This is a genomic window from Winogradskyella vincentii (genome assembly GCF_020166345.1).
In the GTDB taxonomy this organism is placed as follows: Bacteria; Bacteroidota; Bacteroidia; order Flavobacteriales; family Flavobacteriaceae; genus Winogradskyella; species Winogradskyella vincentii.
This window is the reverse complement of record NZ_JAIUJS010000008.1, coordinates 69,643-92,970: the sequence shown is the minus strand read 5'-3', so window position 1 is coordinate 92,970 and position 23,328 is coordinate 69,643. Positions and strand designations below refer to the sequence as shown.

Genomic DNA, 23,328 nt, shown 5'->3' with positions numbered 1-23,328 from the left:
TTAAGAATTGGAGTTTATAAAATTTAGTACTGTGTTGGAAATAAAATTAATTTGTTCATCATCAAGTTCAGTATGCATTGGTAATGATATTACTGTTTTTACAAGTTCATTCGTTACTGTAAAATCTGCTTCATTATATCGCTCGTCTACATAAGCTTTCTGATTATGTAAAGGAATAGGGTAATAAACACCACAAGGAATATTATTCTCGTTTAAATGAGCAACTAAGGCGTCCCTATCTACATCCTTTAATTTTAAGGTATATTGATGAAATACATGACAATCGCAAGTGCTACAAATTCCTTCACACTCTGTTCTTCCTGAAGGAATAGTGATTTTAGGATGGTTCTTAAATGCCTCATTGTACTTTCTTGCTGTATTGCGTCTTGTATCATTATAAGCATCTAAATGAGGTAGTTTTGCATCTAAAACAGCGGCCTGGATTGAATCTAATCTAGAATTCACCCCCACCACATCATGGTGATAACGCTTATACATACCATGATTAACTATTCCTCTTATAGTATGGGCCAAATCATCATCATTGGTAAAAATTGCTCCTCCATCACCATAGCATCCCAAATTTTTTGATGGAAAAAAAGAAGTTGATGCCACATCTCCAATAACACCAGTTTTTATTTTTGACCCATCTTTACGTGTGTAGTTTGCCCCAATTCCTTGAGCATTGTCCTCTATAACATATAAGTTATGCTTTTTAGCAAGATCTAATATTTCGTCCATATTGGCAGCTAATCCAAAAAGATGAACCGGAACAATTGCTTTTGTATTAGGAGTAATCGCTTTTTCAATAGCATCCACATCAATATTAAAACTTACAGGATCAACATCTACTAAAACAGGTGTTAACTGTAATAACGCAATAACCTCTACAGTTGCAGCAAATGTAAAATCTGCTGTAATTACCTCATCTCCTGGTTTTAATCCTAAGCCCATCATAGCAATTTGCAATGCATCAGTACCATTAGCACAAGGAATAACATGTTTTGCGCCTAAATATTCTTCTAGGTTTTTCTGAAATTGATGAACTTTTGGGCCATTTATAAATGCTGCACTTTCCATAACCTCTTGAATTGAAGGGTCTACAACATCTTTAATTTTAGCGTATTGACTCTGAAGGTCAACCATTTGGATTTTTTTCATTCTGAAGATTTGAATTAAATCGTTTCTTAAAATACGACTAGAGCGAAAATACAAAATTGTAATTGCTATGCCAATGCAATTAATTGAAAGAAATGTATTTTAGCACAAATTTCAACTATTGAGGCTATTTTATAACATAGGGATTTATATTACCAGTGTTTTAATTAAAATTTTAGCAGTTTATAATCAAAAATTAAAACTTGGTGTAAACGGCAGAAAGGAAACATTTAAACTTCTCCAATCTTCAATATCTAAAAACGACAAAGTGTTTTGGTTTCATTGTGCTTCATTGGGAGAATATGAACAGGGTCTTCCTGTATTTGAAGCACTGAGAAAAAGACATCCAAATTATAAAATTGTCCTAAGTTTTTTCTCACCGTCTGGATATGAAGTACGAAAAAATACTGATATCGCAGATGTTGTGGTTTACTTACCCTTAGATACAGCTCAAAACACAAAACGATTTTTAGATCTGGCGAACCCAACATACATCATATTTGTGAAATATGAAATATGGCCAAACTTTCTTGGTGAAATAAGAAGACGAAATTTAAATGCAATCCTTATTTCTGCACTTTTTAGAGAAAACCATAGTTTTTTTAAGTGGTATGGTAGTTTAAGACGCAAGGCATTATTTGCATTCAAGCATATTTTCACTCAAGATGAAAAATCAAAAATACTGTTGGAAAGCATCCAATATAAAAACGTATCAGTATCTGGAGACACAAGATTTGATAGAGTGTCAAATCAACTCAGAATCGACAATTCACTTCCTTTCATTGAAAAGTTTATCGATAATAAACTATGTATTGTTTTTGGAAGCACTTGGCCTGAAGACGATAAATTATACTTAGACTTTATTAATAATAATTCATCAAAGGTTGTAAAATATATCATTGCTCCTCATAATATCAAGCCAAATTATATTACTTCACTTAAATCACAATTGAAGGCTAGTATCGTTTGCTATTCTGAAACAGAAACTGAAAATCTTAATAATTCTAATGTTTTTATTCTAGACACCATAGGTTATTTGTCTAAGGTTTACAGTTATGCAGACATTGCCTATGTTGGTGGTGGTGCTGGAAATACTGGATTACATAACATATTAGAACCAGCTGTATTTGGAATACCCATAATTATTGGTAAAAACTTTGATAAGTTTCCTGAAGCCAAAACGCTTATGGCGTCCAATGGTCTAGTTTCTGCATCTTCACAACAGGAGTTTAATAAAATTGTGACTTCGTTATTAAATGATGTGTCCAAACGTAAAGAAATGGGTACCATTAATTCAAATTACATTAAAGAAAATAAAGGTGCCGTAAACCAAATACTAGATTATATTCGTATTTAAGGTCATAACATCGAGAAATAGCAGTTAAAATGTTAAAATTTCATTAAAATTACTATTTTCGTACTATAACAATTAACACTAAAACTATTAACATGAAAAGAATTGTAATGAGTTTAGCACTAGTTGCGGCTCTAGGTTTATCATTAAACTCTTGTAGAGAGACAAAAGAAAAAACAGAAAATGCTGTAGAAAAAGCAACAGATTCTGCAAGTGATGCTGTTAACGATGCTAAAGACGCTGCAAGCGATGCAGTGGAAGATGCTACTGATGCAGCAAGTGATGCACTTGATAGCGCTAAGGATGCAGCGAATGATGCTGTAGATGCAGTTAAAGATGGTGCTGAAGATATGGCTAACGAAGCTAAAGATGCAGCGAATGATGCTGTTGATAAAGTAAAGGAAGCTGGAAATGACGCCATTGAAAAAGCTAAAGAAGCTGGAAATGATGCAGTAGACAAAGCTAAAGGAAGTATTGGTAACTAAATACCAATAAAAAATACTTAGTTAAGCCTGGTCGTTAGATCAGGCTTTTTTTGTTGAACCACTTAACTTAAGTTCACTGGGCACAATTATGGTCTGTAATTCGTGTGCTTCGTTATTGAGATTTTCAATTAATAGTTTTATTGAAATTTCACCTATTTCAAATGCTTTTTGATGAATTATAGAAATTTTAGGGCTTGAAATAATCTGAGTGTTTTCATAGCCAAAACCAATAACAGAAATATCCTTTGGTATTTCCTTGCCTAATTTTCTAGCCATATTAATCGCAACAATACCAGTAATATGGTCGTTAGAAATTATGGCATCAATATCCTTATTCTTCTTAAGGTAATTGAACAATGCTTCTTCTACGTCATCAACATTATCAAGTTTTAATACATCACTTGTAAGATTATTTTCTTCAACTGCCTGCTTATATCCTTTTATTCGAAGTTTACCAACACTCAATTCTTCAATATTACTAATAAGTAATATATTCTTTCTTTTTTCTTCTTCAATAAGATATTTTGTGGCTTCATAAACCGATTGAAAGTCATCTACAATCACCTTGTCACAAACTATATCTTTCACTACCCTATCAAACATCAGTACTGGAATCTTTCTATCTATTATAGAATCTATATGGTCCCATTGTTGTTTGACTTGACTCTCTCTTGCCACAGCAATTATAAAACCATCTACACTGCCATTAGAAAGCAATTCTAAACTTCTTGCTTCCTTTGCACAGGTCTCTTCAGATAAGCATACAATAATGTCATAGTCATTTTTGGAAGCGGCAGTTTCTACACCATGTAATACCTCTGCAAAAAATGGATTAGTGACCGTGGGTAATATTACTCCTATTGTCTTGGTCTTGTTTGTCTTTAATTGTTGTGCAATTCTATTAGGTTTATAATTGAGCTTTTCTGCCAACTCATGCACCCTAATCTTGGTTTGCTCACTAATCTCATGACTGTCATTCAAAGCTTTGGATACCGTCGAAACCGATATGTTAAGCAATTTTGCTAATTCCTTTAGTGTGGTCATAATTTGATTTGTTTTAAATAATCATCAACTCCTAAAATTGAATTGACGTTATTTAATTATTTTTTAATCTGATTAAGGGCCTTTTTTACTTCTTGTACTGGCAACTTACAAGTCCCATTTACACATACAAATATTGACGTATTACCTTCAGTAAATTTATTAATTAATAATGGTAAATCATCATCATTTAATGATCCAGCAACAATTATATTTGGTAAATAAGCACTATTGATCTCCTTCAATTTATCATTCGCCTCTGGTCCACTAATAGCAACTTCGTAAAATGGTTTAACATAGTTTAAATATAGCTCTAACCAATTTGTGAATGCTGTAGGTGACTTTTCAAACTCATTACTTACGTTACTCAACATTTGGTTAGCTAAATTTAAATATGTTTTGTCATAAAAATATAACCCCAATTGAAATAAGTTCTTGGCCTGAACGGAATTAGATGCTGGTATTACATTATCATAAACTTCGGTTTTTCTTGCAATTAAACTGGAGCCATTATTTGAAGTAAAGTAAAACATTCTGTTTTCTTTATTTTGAAAATGTTTTATTGAATAATCCATTACGTCTTTTGCAAGGTTTAGCCATGACCTGTCCATAGTCACTTGATATAAATTGATATATGCACTAATTACATGTGCGTAATCCTCTAAAAATCCATCAATTGAGCTAACTTCATCTTTATAACTGTGCAATAATTGACCGTTATTTTGTATTTGTTTATCCCTTATAAATCCTGCATTATTTAATGCTATTTGCAAATATTCGCTATCACCAATTGCTTTATAGGCATCTAAGTACGCATTTAACATCATTGCATTCCATGATGTCAATGCCTTATCATCTAATCTTGGTGATTTTCGCTTATCTCTTTCAGCCAATAACAACTTTTTCCATTCACTTAGTTTAGAACTAAATTGAATTGGGTCTAATTGATTTTTTTCTTTAAACTGAGAATCAGATTCAGTCTTATACAAAATGTAATGACCTTTTTCCCAAAACCCAATATTGTTAACGTTATAATATTGCTTGAACAATTCATAGTCTTCTTTTAAAATTTTCTGTAATTCCTCTTTAGTCCAAGTATAGTAAATGCCTTCCTCTAATTCATCACTTTCATTTTTACTATCCGCGTCAATTGATGAATAAAATGCATCATCTGACGAAGTCATTTCATTTTTAATAAAGTTTAAAGTCTCAGTAATAATTTGTTTGTAATACTTATTACCTGTTAACTTATATGCATTAGCATATGTGCTAACTAATTGTGCATTATCATAAAGCATTTTCTCAAAATGCGGCACATGCCATTTGCCATCTACAGAGTATCTTGAAAAACCTCCTCCAATTTGATCGTATAAACCACCATAAGCCATTTTATCTAATGACGTAGTGACATGATCTAAAAGTTGCTTATCATTATAATGATGTGCATATCGCAATGAAAAATTTAAATGACTAGGCATTGGAAATTTAGGGGCCTTTTTCTGACCTCCTAGTTCAAAATCCAAATTAGTCTTTAGGTTAGCAACTATATTTTCTAGTATTGATTCCTTAAATGGATTTTCTTCATTATTGACTTCTATTAAATCCGTTTTTTTAACACCTTCGGTAAGCTTCTCAGCATAGGCTATCATTTTTTGTGGTTCTGTTTCGTAAAGCGAAGAGGTCTGTTCTAATACTTTTAACCACTGGTCTTTGGTAAAGTAAGTACCTCCAAAAACTGGCTTACCATCTGGCAGTGTGATAACATTTAAAGGCCAACCTGCACTGCCAGTCATTAAGGTCACAGCATTAACATATACTTGATCTACATCTGGTCGTTCTTCTCGATCTACCTTTATATTGATGAATTTCTCGTTCATTAATTTGGCGACAGAATCGTTTTCAAAACTTTCCTCTTCCATCACATGACACCAATGACATGCAGAATAACCAACCGAAATAACAATCAGCTTATTTTGTGCTTTGGCAAGTGCTAATGATTCATCATTCCAAGCTTTCCAATTTACAGGATTATAAGCATGCTGTAATAAATAGGGACTAGTTTCATTTATTAAATCATTTGGGTTGGCACCATTTTCACCTACCTGTTGACTGGCCTTCTGGTTACACCCAAACAATAACAATGACATACATAATATGAAAATTGTCTTCTTTATCATAGATGATTTTATTGTTGAAGAATAAATTTAGTTAATTGAAAACTTAAAATAAAAAAAGCGTGCTTATAAAATATTAACACGCTTTAAATTTAAAACTATAATTGCATCAATTAGATTATTGTCTAACAAGCTTAACAGTTTCTGTACCGTTTACACCTTCAATTTTAGCGAAGTATATACCTGTTTTAAATGTAGTGGTATCTATTGTTACCGCAGTAGTATTAGGTGTGATCGTTAATACTTCTTTGCCCAAAATATCATACAAGGCAACTTTAATCATAACAGAAATACCTTCTATATTCCAAACATCATTTGTTGGGTTAGGATATACACTAAAACTAGCAGTTTCAAATTCATTTATAGAAAGTAAGTTTTGAGTTAATAGAATATTATCAACATATACAATTCCACTATTATCTACACTATCATTAAGTGGACTAAATTTCCATTGCCATAATGCCGTATCTGCAAAACCAATATTTGTAAAGTAAGACATAGGAATTTGAACTTTAGTCCAAGCTTCATTCACAACAGGTTCTTGAATACTGATTTGGTACTTATGTTCTGTAATTCCACCATTGTTGCTAATTAATACAAAATCAAAACCAACAACCGTAGGGCCAGCCCAATAATCAAATGATACAAAGCTATATGAAGATACATCATCAGGACCTCCTTCACCTTGCCCCCAACCCGCGACTCCAAAATTAAATTTAAGTGCTTTATTCTCTGTAACTGAAGGGTCTAAATCTGGTTCACCAGAAAGGGTGCCAAAAGTGTAAGCAACCGGAAAATTAGTTGAAAAGCCTGGGTTATCATTATAGATACTATAAACTTCTGAATCCGGTGCGTTCGGTACATTTGCCGGACCAGAAGGTACTGGGTCTGGTGGAATTATTGCTCCATTTGGCCCATCTATATCATCAATATAATATGTCCCTGTTGCAGTATTACCTGACCCAGAATCCGCAAATAACACTAAAATTGGATAATCATTTGATAAACCTGCGCCAAAATCAATAGTTACGGTTTGCCATCCGGCTGCTGTAGTGCTAAAGTATAATTCTGTAACTGTAGGACTACTTGACGCTCCTTCTAATTTGAGCAAATGTGTTCTAGGTGTTGCATCTGGTGTCCAAAACTCTAAAGTTATAGTGTTATTATTATCATCTGATAAATCAATATATGTCCCCATGTTGATAGATGCACCATCAAAGTCTGCACCATTACTTGTTAACTCTAACACTTGGTTAGAGGCATTAGTTGGGTCCACCACAACCATAGCTGTTGCACCATTAAAAGTGCTCCAATTATCATCCTCAGGAACTTCAAAATCTAAAGGTAATTCTTGAGCAGAAATTCCAAGTGTTATGACCAATGCCAAGAACAGGAATGTAAATTTTTTCATAAAGATTGAATTTTAGTTAAATAAAGTTAGTATTTACAAAAAAAGTGGTTGTTATAACAACCACTTTTTATAAGTAATCTATTACAAAATAGACTTATTGTCTAACCAGTTTTACGGTTTTAGTACCGTTTACACCTTCAATTCTAGCGAAGTAAACACCAGTTTTGAATGAAGAAGCATCGATTGTTGCTTCCATTGCATTAGGTGTAATAGTTAATACTTCTTTACCTAAAATATCAAATAGAGCCACTTTACTCATCTCTAAATTGCTATTGATATTCCACTCACCGTTTGTTGGGTTAGGGAATACACTAAACTCAGCTGTTTCAAATTGATCTGTGCTTAACACCATATTATTATGGAAGTATAAGTTATCATAATAAAATGGGCCAACTAATTGACCTTCAGGACCAGCTACTTGAACGATAACCTGTTGTATCTCATCTCTGGCATATGTAGGATTACCGTCGAAATCTGAAAAATCAACATCAAACTGATGCCATGTGTTAGAAGCTAAAGATGTAACATCAAAGTTCTCTTGAATATTTGTACCGTCTGAATACTGAGCTATTACAATAAGTACGGTTCCTGCAGCACTCGCACTTCCTTCAAAATAAAAATCGAAATGCATAGTATCCATTCCTGACAGGTCTAGAAAAGGAACACCAAAATACTGATATTGTAGTCCTGCGCCTGAAACTGGAGTTGTCACTGAAACGATCTGATCACCAGAAAAATCAATTTCACTTGTCACTGCACCTCCAAAAGTCTGAGCTCCATCAGTTGGCTCAGCGGTATATGCATTGCTATAAACCGATTTCACATCTGCTGCGGCTCTAGCTGGTGGCGCCACAGTTGGTGGTCCAGAAGGTGGGTTCGCACAAGGTTGGCATATTGCACCTCCACAATCAACACCAGTTTCATCACCATCTTGCACTCCATTGTTGCATGTAGTAACAACTAATTCTAAAGATATATCATCTAAAGTAACTGTACCCGTAAATGCTGCTAAATCAAAAAGCACTCTACTTCCATTTGCAACTGTATCAAAATTTGCAACCAAATCCATTGTATAAGCAGTTGGTGTTGTTGTGATAGCTTGCTCTACAGTATTTGACGCAAAATCACCACCTGCCTTGCCAATACCTGCAATGATTGTCCTATTGGCATCTGCTGAAGCAACAAAAGAAAGTGTATAGGTCTCATTTTGAGTTAACGCTACCGCTTGGTCAATACCAACTCGCCATACATCACCTGCTGTAGTAATAATTGATTGGTTAACGAAATTAGAACCCGAACCATCATCAATCACATTGATGTTAGTACCGTTAGTACTATTTCCGCCCCAATTGGAACCATCACCTGTTTCAAAGTCTCCATTGGTCAACAGATTTTGCGAAAACCCTAATGAGAACAATAAAAGAAAAGATAAAAAAGTAATTTTTTTCATGTTTGTTTATTATTTAGTTAATATTTCATACAAGAACGTGAATATAATTCAAAAAAACGTGAAAAGCAACCTATACAAAAACTATACAAGTCAATTTTTAACGTTTTGTAGGACAATTAGTATATTTATTTAAAGTACTGATTTATAATTATTTATATTTATGCTCTTTATTTATTCTCTATAAAATGGAACTATACAGCATAATAGATTAACCCTTGGTACTGAATATTTTTAATTGGTCGTTGTTGTTTGTAACAACAATGGATTCTTTACCATTAATTGTTATTTGAGATAAATTCCTACTATCAAAAGGTACATAAAATCCACTTTGTTTTGGTGATTGTACCACGTAATTTCCATCACTTGTTCCTAAAAGTACGGCGCCATATCCAGCATCGTATCTTGTGGTTTCTACCTCAACACCATAATGATTTCCAGCTAAGACAATATCCATTATCCCATCTTTGTTCACATCAGTTACCAAAGACGATTTTATTGGTGAAATCTGCACAGCAGTAGGTAATAATCGCTTAACAAAATGATCTCCTTCATTGATTAAAACAATGCTCTCAAAACTTTTAATCTCGTAAATTACAGCATCATCAACCTTGTCTTCTGGTAATATTTCAAATAGTTTAGAAGATGCAAAACTGTGATAATCCTCAAACTTTTCTGCCACATAAGGCATCTGCTGGCTCGTACATTCCCTACCACGAACTGGCACATAATCGTCTTTGTAAAATTTAGCCAATACCACATCATTAGTGCCGTTATTATCAAAGTCATTGGCATAAACCTTAAAAGGATGTTCCTCAGAAGCTTTGAATTTATTATTCTTACCCAAATTACCTAAGACATAATCTTCATCGCCATCCCCATCTAAATCTGCTGCTGTGATAGACCACCAAATGCCTCGTGTATCCTCTAATCCAAAATCTGTGGAATTATCTTCAAAATTTCCGTTTTCATTAAGAAGTACTTTCACTTCCATCCATTCACCAACTATCATTAAATCCTGTGTTCCATCCTTATTAATATCAGTAAACACCGCATCAGTAACCATTCCGATATTTTCTAGAGCAGGAGCTCTTTCTGTAGAGGCTTTTCTAAATTTACCATTCTCATTAATCAGTAAATAGCTGTCAGCAGGAAACGTATATTGTCCAGGAATTAACCTTGTGCCCACAAACAAATCTAAATCACCATCATTGTCAATATCTGACGAAGCAACACTTTGAGAGCTTTGTTTTATAGATGGCAAGGCCCTTAAATCTCTACTGAAATTCCCTACGCCATCATTAATATAGAGCCTATCTAGTAATGCATTATCCCCTAATTTGAACTCATTACCACCACTAGCCACATACAAGTCTAAATCTTTATCACCATCTGCGTCAAAAAACAAACATCCCAGATCTTCAGACCCACTATCTGAATTCCATGGTTGTGAACTGTTCTTAGAGAATTTACCTGAACTATTTTGTATGTAAAGAACACCTGATTGGTCTTTAGCACCACCAACAAACATATCTTCTAATCCGTCACCATTGATATCTCCTGTGGCGGAAAAAGGGCCGTTTTGAGATAACCTGTGCGGTAATAATATTTGTTCTTTCCAATCATCATATTCATTTTCTTTGTGTGTGAAATCTAACCCTAAGTCTTGAACATCAATATTTTCAAAAAATGGATCACTTTTTTCCTTCTGTATTCTAATTGCTTTCGCATCTGCAATATCTGCTTCAATAACTCGATTAGCTTTGATATTTTCAAAAACATTTACTTTACCATTTGGCCAAATAACTTCTACCTTTTCTATCATAGTATCTTTACCTAAACCAAATAACAATTGTGGCTCTACAGAAGAAAAATAACCCCTCGTTACTAGATTCTCAGCTATTTGTTTCTTTCCATTATGATAAATAATTGCTTTAGCTCCATAACCGAATTTATTGTTCATAGAGCCTTCTAATTTTATCTTTAGAAAGTTCCCTGTCGCATTATTCCTATATACAAATGCTTCAGATTGAATATTATTAACTACTACATCCAAATCTCCATCATTATCCAAATCACCGTAAGCCATTCCATTAGAAAAACTAGGTGTACTAAATCCCCACTCCTTTGTCATTTTTTGAAATTCAAAATCTCCTTTATTTTTAAAGGCATAGTTGGAAATAGGTTGTGAAGGTGCATTTTTACTAATTTCAAACAAATAATCTACGGTGGTTGAGTCTTTATTTAAGGAGTTTAATATTGATTTATAGTCATTATTATCTACATCCTTTTTAATACCATTAGACACTAGAATATCCTTTAAGCCATCATTATCAAGATCCACCATTAAACTTGACCAACTCCAATCGGTATAAGCCATACCAGCCATATTGCCAATATCAGAGAATGTACCCATTCCCGTATTGATTTGAAGTGTATTGGTCATATATTGATAATGAGCTCCAGCATCTACCATCATATTAAATGCTTCTGTACTCATTGAGGCCATATTAGTTTTGGACCGGTAATGATCTTCAGGCGTCATATCGGTTGTAATAAGATCAATTAATCCATCATTATTGATATCTCCAGTGTCCGAACCCATACTCAATTGAGTTATATGCCTTAATTGTTCGTTAATTACGTTGGTAAAAGTACCATCGCCATTATTATAATACATGAAGTCTGGTTGAGCATAATCATTTGCTACGTATAAATCTATAAAACCATCATTATTAAAATCTGAAGCACTTACACTCAAACCATAAGCTAGTTCCCTTGAAATTCCTGATCTTTCAGAAATATCCCTAAATCTTCCATTTTCGTTTCTGTAAAGTCTATCCTTAAAGGACTCAGCATCCCTTTGTGTAACCTTATTTGTTAAAAGAACTTTCTTATCTGCAGGCTGATTAACTAGATACATATCCAAATCTCCATCATTATCCATATCAAAAAAGACCGCTTCTGTTGAAAAACCAATATCTGCCAAACCATATTTTTGTGCTGATTCTGTAAAAGTTAAATCTTGATTATTGATATATAATTGATTTCGCCTATCCTCCAGCTTAAGCGAATTTCCATTTCTACTCACATAAATATCAAGATAACCATCGGAATTAATGTCTACCATAGAAACACCCCAAGTCCAGCCAGAATTTCGAGCTACTTTTGATTTCTTGGTTATATCTTCAAATTGAAAGTTTCCTTTATTTAGATATAATCGATCTGCAACTTGATTACCTCCAAAAAACACATCGGCAAGACCATCATTATTGATATCTCCAATAGCTACTCCAGATCCAAGATAAATTTGACTAAAAAAATAATGATGAAACATCTTGGACTCATTAATTGTATTACTGAAGTCAATACCAGTCATTGTTGAAGGCAATAATTCAAAACCTCCAATAAGTTCTTCTGGATATAAATCTCGAGTTGGTTGGTTACTACAACTCCAAATAAAAAGGCATAAACAAAAAATCTGGATTAGTCTCTTACAAATATTCTTCATCTTTCATTAAATAATTAGCTGAAGGTAAAGATATGTAATTGCGGAGATTAATCCAGATTTTTAAATATAGAGAATTGTTAAAAAACGTGTTTAATACTTTGGTTGTTCATTCGTATCCCAAATTCCCCAATAAGCACCTACATCACCTTCAGCACCCACTTTCCATGATTCATCAAAAGAGGAGAAATAGAACATTTCTATATCCTCTTCTTGAGACCATTTTTGAGCATTAATGAAGTATTTTATAGCATTCTCTTCTGAAGGAAAAGCACCTTGTAGATTTGTTCCTTCACTTGGCCAACCCGTCTCTGTTATTATAACTCGTTTTCCCTTGCCAGCCCTTTTTGCTTTGTTGTACATATCCTTCATGTACAATAATGAGTAATCCAAATCACAGCCTTCCCAAAACGGATAGCAGTTTGCCAATATGACATCACATGCTTCTGTGACGGCTGGTCTTTCTTCAAATTCGTAATAGGCATCTACATAACCAACTGGTACATCTAAATTTTTAATCGATCCTTTTACGTAATACAATTTATCCAGCAACTCATCCTCGGTTAAATCACCTCTGTACATCACTTCATTACCAACAGCTGCAATATCTACCAATCCTTTATGACAAAGATCTATTAACCCTTCTAATTCTTTTTCATTGATTTCAGGATCATCGCCTAACCAAGCTCCTACAAGAGTTTTTACTCCCATTTCCTTTGCAATTTTCGGTATCATTTCATTACCGTCGGTACATGAAAAAGAACGGATCCAACTTGTGTAAGGTTTCATAATCTCCAGCCTTCTACGAATTTGATCTTCTGATAATAGATCACCAGGTTTTTGCCCTTCCACATATGGGCTAGAACATAATCCATGCATACCAGATTTTAAGGTCTTTCTAAACATTACTTTTAAATCCTTCAGTGACTTCCCTTGATAATCTATAGAAGCTAATGCAAAATATTTCTCCTCTCGTCGAGACATATTTATAAATTTACATTAACTAAATTTCAGATTTTCATGTTTATCCCAAAGTCCCCAATAAGCACCAACATCTCCTTCATCTCCAGTTTTCCATGATTCATCAAAGGATGAGAAGTAAAAAATAGGAATATCATTCTCTTCGGTCCATCTAATAGCATCTATGAAATATTTCATTGCTGCTACGTCACCTGCAACCGCTCCATTATAACTTCCTCCTTCACTTGGCCATCCGGTTTCAGTTATAATAATTGGTTTACCCTGTGCTGCGTCAACAACCTGCCCATACATTGCCTGCATATGTCCTAAGGCATATTCTATAGGACAACCTTCCCAAAATGGATACAAGTTTGCTAAGACCACATCTGAAAGTTCCACAATTTCAGGGTGGCGTGAAAACTCATAGTATGCATCGACGTAACCAACAGGAATATCTAGTCCCTGTAGAGCATCTTTAACTCTTTTAATATACCCTAAAAGTTCCTCTTTAGTTAAGTCATTTCTATACAATACCTCATTACCAACTGCCGCCACATCAACATGGCCCGCTTTTGCAAGTGCTATTAAGCCTTCTATTTCTTTTTCATTATCTTCTTTATCATCACTTAACCATGCACCCACAAGAGTCTTCATCCCTTGTTTTTTAGCCGCAACAGGAACATGTTCGTTCCCTTCAATACAAGAAAATGATCGGATAGCCTTCACATACGGTTTCAAAATACTTATACGACGTTCTACCTGCTCGTAACTAATATGATCTCCTGGTGTCTGTCCATCTTCGTACATACTAAAACATATACCATGAAAACCATCATTCATTGTTTTAAGCCAAAGACTTTTAAGTTCCTCTAATGATAGATTTGATACATCTATTCCTTGAGTAGCTATTTGACTATACCTTTTATATTTATAATAAGATTCTCTTCTGTAACCCATTTATTTTTTTATTTATTTAAGTTATTACAATTCTCCTCTTCGTTCTATTAGTTCTGCTTTAATATCTCTTGCTCTTTCTTCCGTTAGGTTATATTTCCACATTACCCAAACCGCAAGTGCTGCTGTAGCGGAAGGAACAATAATATCTGCTATTCTCAAATTATTCATTGTCTCAACCGACTGTTCCGTAACATTAGGATCAAAACCAACTACGCTTAATATTACACCACCTAGAACAAGTGCAATTGACTGACCTATCTTTACCATTAACCAGTATATAGCGCCAAATGTTCCTTCTTTTCTTGGCATTCCGTTTTCCAACTCATCTAAATCACATACATCTGCAGTCATAGACATCATTAATGTAAATAATCCTCCCATACCAAATGCAAAGAGCGGAATTGGAACAAATATTAACCACGGAATTTCCGTCCCAGGATCAATACTAAACCAAGACATACCAATGCTATCTAAAACTGGGTTTAAAGACTCAAATATCGAGCTTACTCCAGAATTCAAACTTTTTGCCAATCCTGTTTGTGAAAATTCATTATTCAATTCCTTATCAAATCCCCACCATTTCAATATATAACCAACAATAGATAGAACGGTTGATATAATAAATGCGTTTTTCTTACCCCATTTATTGGCCATTTTAGAAATAATTGGAATTACTATAAATGCTGTAATAATAGCATTTATGGTGTTAAACCACGCAGGCCATGTACCTGCCGATTCATAACTTCCGTTGTACATGTAAAAAACAATAATAAATACGCCAAATGCAGCTACTAATTGAAAACCATTAAATACCAAAAATGTGGCTCCACAAAGTTTCATAAATGGTTTGTTCTTAGAAACCTGAACTATACCTGCTAACAATTCCTTCATGTTAGAGGCGAGTGATTTAAAATTGATCTCTTTACGGTTTTCCATATGAGAAGAATCAATTCCTTTACAAAAGAGTGCAGGTAATATTCCGAACACCACACACATTGCACCTACAATTAGAGCCATAGTCCTTACACCTTCTGTCTGTGTATTAAATGTCTCAGAATCTGGTATAATAACATACAACCATGGCACTATCATCCAAGCAATTTGCCCCATTGTATTAGAAAACGCCATAAGGCGCGTACGCTCATTATAATCTGAAGTCATCTCATAACCCAACCCTACAAGAGGAGTTGCAAACATGGTATTACCAATTAAGAACAATAACTGAAGAACCATCACATGCCAAATGATATAGGTTTGGGACGCATTATCATCTAGTTGCCACATTAAGAAGAATAAAATTCCACTTAATATTGCACCAACAAAAATATAAGGTCTTCGACGTCCCCATCTTGATTTGGTATTGTCAGAAATGAAGCCCATTATAGGGTCTGTTATAGAATCAAAGATTCGAGGTAATCCACCTAAAAGACCAGCCCAAAGAGGATCAACTCCCCAAGCGGTTAATAAAAAGAATTGGATAAAGACACCTAAAGTACCTGGTAAGATATTTAATATAAAATGACCAGCACCAAATGCAGCCTTTTGACCCATTGGCACTTTATCTCTTTTTGGAGTAGCGATGTTAGACATAATTTAAATTAGTTCGTTAGTGTTAATTTTATTTACTTGAAGGGATAACAATAGTTTGAATTGCCTGCCCTTTTATTCCCATATTCTTTGTCTCATTATTTAAACTTAACGTAAAGTTCTTAGCTTCTTTTCCTTCATTAAAAACTACAATTGCTATTGAACCATCAGTATTTTTTGATGCCGAAACCATTAGGTCATCATCCGTTTTATTGACTCCTAATACCTCAGCACCAGGTCTAATAAATTTACTGAAATGAGCCATTGTGTAGTAAAGTGGTGTAAAATAAACCTCATCTTTATCAGGATCTACAATTACTGGAGCAATACACCAATTTTTGAACCAGTTAGGTCCACCTTTGGTATCTAAAACCATATTCCAGTCTACCCAACCGTCAACCCAATTATTTAAGCAACCAATGATATCTCTGGCATAACGGTTGACAGGCGCGTACTTAGGATGTAAATGTTTGTCCTTTTCTGGTGCCCAAGTAAAACCCCAATCGGTTGCCTCTTTTTTCCAATACCAAGCATCGTCCTTCCAAACAGGAATCTGTGCATCTATACATGCTTCAGACTGAATAAGTAATTTATCAGGTGCTTTACTATGTGCATTTTGCAGTTCATCCGCGAAAATCTCATACGTACTTGCATACCAATGGATCGCTGTGCCATCAAAGTATTTAGACGTTTCCTCATTCTTAAATTGAGAATCCACCCATTCACTCAAATGCTCTCTATTTTGATCGTAGCCTAAGATTTTTAAATCGCCTTTCCCATCTGTCTCTAATTTTGGACCCAAATGATTAACAACAAAATCTGTCATTTCGTCTGGTGTGAAATGCATACTTTCCCAGTTGTTTCCATTACCTAGTGGTTCATTTTCTACAGTGAATCCCCAAAGATCAATACCCTCTTCTTTGTATGCATCCACATACTTTGAGAAGAACAAAGCCCACGTTGGATAATGTTCTGGTAAAAGTTTACCTCCAACCCATTCTTTATTATCTTTCATCCATGGTGGTGCAGTCCAAGGGGAAGCAAATAGCTTAAATCCATCTTTTGAAATAGCACTGGCTTCTTTAATCATAGGAATCAAATCGTCCATATCCTCTTTAACCGAAAAATCCTTTAAATCTTTATCTTCAGTTGGTGTATAGGAATATTGCCCCAAAGAGAAATCACAGGAGTTCATATGTGTTCTACAGAGTGAATAATTTGCACCTTCCTCACTAAAATATGCTTGTAAAATTGTATCTCGGTTCTTCTTACTCAGTTTATTAAGCAAATAAGCGGAAGATTCTGTAAATGCACCTCCAAAACCTGTTATAGTCTGAAACTTTTGATCTGGATCTATTTTGATTAGTGATGTTGAATCCAATTTTTCAAATTCGGTGACAAGGGTCAATTGGTTGCCACTTGCTGAAGTCTCGTAAACATCTGCAATCAACTCATTTTGTTCTTGATCCTTGCAACTCATAGCTGTAATTATTAGACAACAAATGCCAAATCTAAGTAGCTTCATAATTTTATCTATTTGCCATAATTTCTTCTTCACTAGGTGGTACCAACACTTCTTCTAAAAGTGCATTTTTATCGCCATCATAAGTTTTAGAAATCACATTACCATCTCTGGTTAAACCTTCAAATATTCCTTTGTCAACTAAATCCCAAATTGGATATTTTGCCTTACCATCAATTGTAAATAAACCAAAATGATTTTCTGATCCTTTTGCATTATGAGAGTCTTTCCATTGTTCATTAAAAGCTTCAAAATAAAAACAAGAAATACCAGCTCTATTGGTCCAACGTCTCATCTGCTTATAATACAAACCTTGTTTATACTCATCTGTTGCTCTCGAACCGTTTGGCCCATAATGCCCATTAGATATTGTAGCCCAACCTGTTTCACCAATATGAACAGGTTTATTAACACCTACACTTTTCATATAATTTGTTACACTATCAAAATGCTTTTGAGCAAACTTAATAGAACGTTCCATTGCCATTTCTATTTTGGTTGTATATGGCATGTTTGAATGTGCCTCTGGCACACCCCAAAACTCAGGATTATAGTGCGTGTTGTGATATGGATATGTGTGCATTGAGATATAATCAACAGCCTTGATCAATTTTTCTAAATCTTCAACATGGTAGCTATCTTCTCCACCTCCCCAAGACGCATAATCATCTGAGCTTGTAATCCATAACTCTTTAGGTAATTTGCCTTCCTTCTTAAGATTTTGTAAATGATTAACCCATTTTAAAATAACATCTGGCTGCACATAGTAAGAAGTGGCCCATTTTACCATGGCCTCATTTCCTACAGCAATCACTTTAACTATATCTGGGTATTTATTAGCCAAAGCAACAGCTCTGTCAATTTCACCAGCGTTATTTGGACTTTCAACATTATGATCAGGTTCTTTATCTGTCCAAGCATTAAGACAATCAATCCATGCACCCAACATTACGTACATTTCAAAATTCTCATCTTCTGCCTTTAACTCAGTAATAGCCTTTAAAATATTTGAAGCATGTGGTAGTTTTGGCTGAACATTATATGTTCTAAGCACCTTAATTCCCATTGCCGATAATATTCTTAGATCTTCCTTCAATTGCGGAATCGTTGGTTGACTATCCCTAGATTTTTCACGATAACCTCCATATGAAATAGCTAAATAATCCGGATTTCCTAATATCTCTTTTGCTGTCACTTCTTTCGTTATTTGGGTTAAAGACTCTTGATCCTTTTTATTTTCTTCATTACAAGACATCATGATAAACAAAGACAAAACACAAACTATTATTTTTCCTTTTTTCATGATACTATAATTTTACTTTAAATATTCTTCTTTAATATGAACAGTGATATACTCTACCTTTCCTGAACGGCTAAAAACTTCATTACTAGTAGCATCATCTAAACCAAGTTGGTTAAATGACCTTTCTGAACCATCAGTGAGTGACGCGACTGTTTTATATTCATTGGATACTGAATAAATAACAGGTACTTGGCAAAATGTAAATACCAATTGCCCTTCATTTATTTGCACTGAAGAATCATTCCCTTTCGCGTTTATATAATTGAAAGTTCTTTTTTCTTCTAAAAACTCATTTTTTCTTAGCATGCATGGATTAAATACAAGTAATCCATCCTTAAAAAACACTCCCAGTTCACCAAAGCGACTCAAGATATCTTCCTTAACCTGTCCGGTCATTCCTGGCTGTTGTGCTCCTTTACCCGCTGGTGTATGAGAATATGGATCTGTTGGGAAGGCGCCATATAATTCTGGAGATTTATGCACACCAATACCTTCATTAATCTCATAATAGTGCTCTAACAATCTTCCAACTACTTCTGGAGATTCATTTTCGCCAATAGCTTTTTGACAACATTCCATTACAGCCAAAAGTAATTTAGAAACCATATGCCAGTATATAGATCCTAATCCTTCATAGCCATAGAATGTCCCTGAACGGCCTGTAAACGCCTTATGATTAAAAATATCTTCAAAGATTTGAAGTACATTCTGCTCATCTTTCTCAACTAATTCCGCATAATTTGAGTCTTTTAAATTGTCAAGGGCCTCTTTTAAATCATTTGCATTTTTGAAATTTCCATTGAAATGATAATCTCCCTTAACATCTTTATTGATTATATGTGCATTATTGTCTGCTACAAGAGATTGCAATAATTCAGAACTTTTTACGGCTTCTGATGGTATAGAATTTCTATCCATAAAACCTTTTAAGTTCTTATTTGGATATAGGATGTAACTATACTGGTCTGGTCTAAACAACTTACTTGCTTTTAAACCATCTAATACAGCTAAATTTTCCTTAGAACTAAGATATCCAGAACTTAATACAGCCACTTGTCCTTCTAACATTTCATCCAAGTAAGAAATAGATACTGTATTATCATCATTAACCGTCATTAGGTTGTAGGCATGATATAAATTATCTTCTCTTTTATTTGCCTCAATTGACTGTTCTAAAAATTTAAGACTTATATCTACAAATTCCTTAAGTGAATCAATTGTTAACTCAGATTTTCTGCCTGTAAATGCATTATTATAAATTTGCTCTCTATAATTACTACCTGCTTGACCCAATGCATCTAATACTATTTTGCGGTCTTTATCATTAATTGACTCAGATAATATTTGTGAATTTGATTTAAACGCACCGAATATTGCATCAAAAAATACTTTTAATTCCTGAGAAATTTCAACTGATTCTGCTTCAGATTTATCAAAAACCTCATCGAAGAACTTTAAAAATCGTCTTAAATAATAGAGCGTAACCATTGACACACCATTACCAACTAAAGCATTGTTTGCATCATTCCATTCTGGGCGTTGTGTATTCATCCAAATACCACCTTCAGGAATAAAATTGGATAATTTAGCTAGAGTAGTCGCTAATATTTTTTCAATGAAATTTACTTTTACAATAAATCTATTTTCGTCTCTCAATAATGCTCCATCAGCACCAATCTCAGATCTATCTTGACGAATTCTATGATCTAATTCCTCGTCGAACTCAATTGTATCTTTAGGATTTTTAAGTAAATCCTCATACTGTTTAATTTTATAAGGAACGTTTGCATAAACAAATAGATCTTTATCAAAGAAGCTTTCAAGCTTGCCTGGTGTGTATTCTTCTATAAATTCTAAGAACTTAAGTAAGTATATAATTTGGTGATCTCCCCAATATCCAATATAGGACCATGGATCGTCTGGCTCAATTATTTCCCAATCAAAGCCGTCTTTTGTTACTCTATATGGATTATATCCATCAAATGTAGTTGCATTAAGGAACTTGTGAATCATGCTCTCAATAAACTCAGGATAAGAGCATGCTAAGGCTTCCCAATTCTGAAAAATATCTCTCCAGTTACCTTCGTAATCTAATATTTTAGACCCATCTACTTCATCTCTTGTATTAATTGAAAATTTGTTCCATGGACGACTCGGGTCACCATGACGACGACTAAACTTTAATGGCATGTACTCTAGACATAACCTTCTGAAGTTTTTATCATCAGATTTGTATGCAATTTCTTTTAGTACTCCAACAGAAAATGTTTCTGGCAAGGCATTAATAATATCTTCAGAATTTCTCGATACTTTTTTATTTGCCTTTGCTAAATACTTTTCTAAATCCCATTTTTCAATTGTATAGCCATTGTCAAAAATACCACCACGCATAATATTGAATAGGGTATTTGAAAAATGCCTAGTATCTCTATAATTATCTGATGATAATTGTAGTCCATCAGAAGCAGCATTCAGTTTTACAAGATTTTCAGTACCCAAGGCTATATCATCTTCAAGCTTCTGTAAAAGTTTACTCTCCTCACTAATCGCTTTTGAGATTTCAACAATATCTGATGTGTCCTGATTAACATTTACAACGAATAACCATTCTTTTTTGGACTGAGGAACAAGCTGAATCTTTGAATTTATAAAATAGGCACCTTTCTCAGCCTTTACATCAGTTTCTAAGTCTACATCTACAAAATTTCTAAATTTATCAAGTTGAAGAGAGGACAACAGGTAATTTGGGTTTTCAATTCCTAAGGACCATACAACATTTGCTTTTAATGCTTCGCTTGGCTCTGCTTTATCTACAATTATAGCACTTAAAGCAAAAATTCCTATACCAGATTCTTTAACTAATTCTGTACGTTTATAGGCATCAACTAAATTACTACTTGCATTTTGTAGTGCACTATTCACACCATAAGGCAAAACATTTTGAATACCATCTAAAACATTAACCTCTACAGGTGATTCGCCGCTATTTGAAAGTGTTGATTTTTTAACAAAACCATATTTATCGCTTGAACACCACTCATAACTATATACAAGGTCAAGGTCTAGATTTTCTTCTTCAAAAATCACGGAGTTTCCATAAACACTTTTATATAAGTTACACCTTGTGTTATAATTATCTTGAAATCTAATTGAGAATGGTTCCCAAATATATTTTTCTCCATTTTTGGTTACCTGAAAAATCGATTTTGAACCTGTAATTTCAGATGATTCAGTTATTTTATCGTCAGAGTAATAAGGGAAAATTGAGTATTCAGAATTCTTTCTTCCCGCTGTTAATCCGCCATTACTAGATATAAACATCCAGTGATCAGAATCACTTACTATGCTCATAAAAAATGGTCGCATTCTATTACTGTTGGAAATTTTAAAATAAGCCTTGTTATCAATTGTTATGGGCTCTAATTTCACATTAATATCTTGTGTAATAGTATCTTTCAAAATAAAATTTAATTAGTTATTACTACTTACTATATTGTGGGTAAAAAGGTCAAGAATGTGATCCCTTGACCTTTTTAATTTTGCTATTAATTGGTATTTAATTTGCTGAGAAAACGCGTACGTAATCAACATACATTGTTTGAGGGAAAACAGTATCTGCATTAGGATTTCCATCAAAATTTCCACCAACTGCTAAGTTAATTAACATATAGAATGGCCCATTATCAAATACCCAATTAGATCTATCAACATCTTTTGCATCTAAGCTTTCTGGTGTTATTTGATTGTATAAAACATCATCTACATAAAAGTTGATATAGCTTGGTCCCCATTCAATACCATATATATGGAATTCATCCGCACGAGAGTTTTCAAACGCATATTCTTTTTTAATAGGGTTACCACCAGAATATCCTGGTCCATGAACGGCACCACTCACTATTGTAGGATTAGAACCTCCATTTTCCATAACATCTATTTCACCACAAAATGGCCAACTGACTTCATCTATATTAGATCCTAATAACCAAAATGCTGGCCACATGCCCTTTCCGTAAGGTAATTTCATTCTTGCTTCAAATCTACCATATTGTTGTTCAAATAATCCTTTGGTTAAAAGCCTGGCAGATGTATAACCTGATCCTTCAAAAGACTCTTGTATTGCCGTGATTTTAAGCATACCATCTTCAACAACTACATTTTCCGGTCTGCTGGTATAATATTGAAGTTCATTGTTTCCCCAACCATTATCTCCTATTCCAATATCGTATGTCCACATAGCACTATTTGGTGCTCCATCAACTTCAAATTCATCATGCCATGACAAATTATTGAATTGAGCTACTGTTTGCGTTTCGTCTGGATCACAATTAGTAATTAAAACCATAATCCCAACGCATAATAAGCTATAAATGAGGCCTGATTTTATTTTAGTATTTAAAATTCTATTTTTCATATTTAGC

General features: G+C 34.0%; 15 protein-coding genes. 2 read left to right on the top strand and 13 right to left on the bottom strand.

Annotated features, from left to right (window positions below; translation table 11 throughout):
* On the bottom strand, positions 1-1,161 hold the full coding sequence (locus tag LBV24_RS13020) for a DegT/DnrJ/EryC1/StrS family aminotransferase (protein WP_224479094.1): 1,161 nt from the start codon (positions 1,159-1,161) through the stop codon (positions 1-3).
* Between the two features lie 118 nt (positions 1,162-1,279).
* On the opposite strand from LBV24_RS13020, the gene LBV24_RS13015 reads away from it, so the two are divergent.
* Both LBV24_RS13015 and LBV24_RS13010 read left to right on the top strand, forming a co-directional pair.
* The gene (locus LBV24_RS13015; protein WP_224479093.1) at positions 1,280-2,515 is read left to right on the top strand and encodes a 3-deoxy-D-manno-octulosonic acid transferase; all 1,236 of its coding nucleotides are present in this window, start codon (positions 1,280-1,282) and stop codon (positions 2,513-2,515) included.
* A 92-nt stretch (positions 2,516-2,607) separates the two neighbouring features.
* Positions 2,608-2,997: a hypothetical protein gene (locus LBV24_RS13010; protein ID WP_224479092.1), complete on the top strand. Its 390-nt coding sequence runs from the start codon at positions 2,608-2,610 to the stop codon at positions 2,995-2,997.
* A 39-nt stretch (positions 2,998-3,036) separates the two neighbouring features.
* Here the strand turns inward: LBV24_RS13010 and LBV24_RS13005 are convergent, their stop codons facing one another.
* From LBV24_RS13005 to LBV24_RS12950, 12 genes are all read right to left on the bottom strand, one after another.
* Positions 3,037-4,041 (bottom strand): LacI family DNA-binding transcriptional regulator, encoded by a 1,005-nt coding sequence (locus LBV24_RS13005; protein ID WP_224479091.1) that lies wholly within the window; start codon positions 4,039-4,041, stop codon positions 3,037-3,039.
* Between the two features lie 56 nt (positions 4,042-4,097).
* Positions 4,098-6,215, bottom strand: a complete 2,118-nt coding sequence (locus LBV24_RS13000) for a thioredoxin domain-containing protein (protein WP_224479090.1) — start codon at positions 6,213-6,215, stop codon at positions 4,098-4,100.
* Between the two features lie 115 nt (positions 6,216-6,330).
* Complete coding sequence (locus LBV24_RS12995) at positions 6,331-7,623, bottom strand: T9SS type A sorting domain-containing protein (protein ID WP_224479089.1); 1,293 nt, start codon at positions 7,621-7,623, stop codon at positions 6,331-6,333.
* Between the two features lie 94 nt (positions 7,624-7,717).
* The gene (locus tag LBV24_RS12990) at positions 7,718-9,073 is read right to left on the bottom strand and encodes a T9SS type A sorting domain-containing protein (protein WP_224479088.1); all 1,356 of its coding nucleotides are present in this window, start codon (positions 9,071-9,073) and stop codon (positions 7,718-7,720) included.
* 208 nt (positions 9,074-9,281) lie between these two features.
* The gene (locus LBV24_RS12985; protein WP_224479087.1) at positions 9,282-12,581 is read right to left on the bottom strand and encodes a VCBS repeat-containing protein; all 3,300 of its coding nucleotides are present in this window, start codon (positions 12,579-12,581) and stop codon (positions 9,282-9,284) included.
* Between the two features lie 90 nt (positions 12,582-12,671).
* A complete protein-coding gene (locus LBV24_RS12980) occupies positions 12,672-13,562 on the bottom strand; it encodes a glycoside hydrolase family 17 protein (RefSeq protein ID WP_224479086.1) in 891 nt (296 codons plus the stop codon).
* Positions 13,563-13,577: 15 nt separating this feature from the next.
* Positions 13,578-14,495, bottom strand: coding sequence for a glycoside hydrolase family 17 protein (locus LBV24_RS12975; RefSeq protein WP_224479085.1), 918 nt, complete (start codon positions 14,493-14,495; stop codon positions 13,578-13,580).
* A 24-nt stretch (positions 14,496-14,519) separates the two neighbouring features.
* Positions 14,520-16,085, bottom strand: a complete 1,566-nt coding sequence (locus LBV24_RS12970; protein WP_224479084.1) for an MFS transporter — start codon at positions 16,083-16,085, stop codon at positions 14,520-14,522.
* 28 nt (positions 16,086-16,113) lie between these two features.
* Positions 16,114-17,607, bottom strand: a complete 1,494-nt coding sequence (locus LBV24_RS12965) for a glycoside hydrolase family 30 protein (protein WP_224479083.1) — start codon at positions 17,605-17,607, stop codon at positions 16,114-16,116.
* A gap of 4 nt (positions 17,608-17,611) precedes the next feature.
* Positions 17,612-18,907, bottom strand: a complete 1,296-nt coding sequence (locus LBV24_RS12960; RefSeq protein ID WP_224479082.1) for a glycosyl hydrolase family 17 protein — start codon at positions 18,905-18,907, stop codon at positions 17,612-17,614.
* Between the two features lie 12 nt (positions 18,908-18,919).
* A complete protein-coding gene (locus tag LBV24_RS12955) occupies positions 18,920-22,369 on the bottom strand; it encodes a hypothetical protein (RefSeq protein ID WP_224479126.1) in 3,450 nt (1,149 codons plus the stop codon).
* Between the two features lie 94 nt (positions 22,370-22,463).
* Positions 22,464-23,321, bottom strand: coding sequence for a glycoside hydrolase family 16 protein (locus LBV24_RS12950; protein ID WP_224479081.1), 858 nt, complete (start codon positions 23,319-23,321; stop codon positions 22,464-22,466).
* Positions 23,322-23,328: the final 7 nt, after the last annotated feature.